Annotated in this window: 7 tRNA genes and 2 rRNA genes; all 9 read left to right on the top strand. The window is 48.4% G+C overall.

What is annotated here, in order from left to right:
• Positions 1-95: ribosomal RNA gene (gene rrf / locus J2Z23_RS22115) — 5S ribosomal RNA — on the top strand; the annotation flags it as partial.
• 6 nt (positions 96-101) lie between these two features.
• A tRNA-Val gene (locus tag J2Z23_RS22110) sits at positions 102-177 on the top strand.
• A 7-nt stretch (positions 178-184) separates the two neighbouring features.
• Positions 185-260, top strand: a tRNA-Thr gene (locus J2Z23_RS22105).
• 5 nt (positions 261-265) lie between these two features.
• A tRNA-Lys gene (locus tag J2Z23_RS22100) sits at positions 266-341 on the top strand.
• A gap of 22 nt (positions 342-363) precedes the next feature.
• A tRNA-Leu gene (locus J2Z23_RS22095) sits at positions 364-445 on the top strand.
• Between the two features lie 24 nt (positions 446-469).
• Positions 470-541: transfer RNA gene (locus J2Z23_RS22090), tRNA-Gly, on the top strand.
• 72 nt (positions 542-613) lie between these two features.
• Positions 614-690 (top strand) — tRNA-Pro (locus tag J2Z23_RS22085).
• A 6-nt stretch (positions 691-696) separates the two neighbouring features.
• Positions 697-772 (top strand) — tRNA-Ala (locus tag J2Z23_RS22080).
• A 177-nt stretch (positions 773-949) separates the two neighbouring features.
• A 16S ribosomal RNA gene (locus tag J2Z23_RS22075) occupies positions 950-1,042 on the top strand; the annotation flags it as partial.

The following is a 1,042-nucleotide window of genomic DNA, read 5'->3' as shown; positions in this document are numbered from 1 at the left end:
GTCACACCCGTTCCCATCCCGAACACGGCAGTTAAGCTCTTCAGCGCCGATGGTAATAAGGGGCTTCCCCTTGTGAGAGCAGGACGTTGCCAGGCTATTGTGGAGGATTAGCTCAGCTGGGAGAGCATCTGCCTTACAAGCAGAGGGTCGGCGGTTCGAGCCCGTCATCCTCCACCATTATTTTGCCGGCCTAGCTCAATTGGTAGAGCAACTGACTTGTAATCAGTAGGTTGGGGGTTCAAGTCCTCTGGCCGGCACCATGAACGAGCCATTAGCTCAGTCGGTAGAGCATCTGACTTTTAATCAGAGGGTCGCAGGTTCGAATCCTGCATGGCTCACCATTTTTTTGTTTGATAGTTTTAAGCGGGTGTGGTGGAATTGGCAGACACGCTAGACTTAGGATCTAGTGCCGCAAGGCGTGGGGGTTCGACTCCCTTCACCCGCATCTGATGAATGTTTCCATGTCTTTGCGGAAGTAGTTCAGTGGTAGAACATCACCTTGCCAAGGTGGGGGTCGCGGGTTCGAATCCCGTCTTCCGCTTTGAATTGTGATAAATACTGAATTTACTTTAATACAGGAACAAAAATCGGTTAATATACTTAATTATCATATCGGGAAGTAGCTCAGCTTGGTAGAGCACTTGGTTTGGGACCAAGGGGTCGCAGGTTCGAATCCTGTCTTCCCGACCATTTTTTGGGGCCTTAGCTCAGCTGGGAGAGCGCCTGCCTTGCACGCAGGAGGTCAGCGGTTCGATCCCGCTAGGCTCCACCAAAAATAATTTTTAAAAAGTTGTTGACATTGGAAAAGAGATTTGGTATTATAGAAAAGTCGCCAATGAGGGCAACGAAGTTTGATCTTTGAAAACTGAACGAAACGAACGTCAATAAATCATGGATAAATGGTCATAGACCATTGCCAGCAATTGAGAAGGAAAACAAACTTCTTTTATTATATGAGAGTTTGATCCTGGCTCAGGACGAACGCTGGCGGCGTGCCTAATACATGCAAGTCGAGCGAATTTGATGGGAGCTTGCTCCCTGA

The organism is Lederbergia galactosidilytica, assembly GCF_017873565.1.
GTDB lineage: Bacteria > Bacillota > Bacilli > Bacillales > Bacillaceae_C > Lederbergia > Lederbergia galactosidilytica.
Note: the sequence above shows the minus strand (reverse complement) of the source record. Positions and strands in the feature narration are given on the sequence as shown.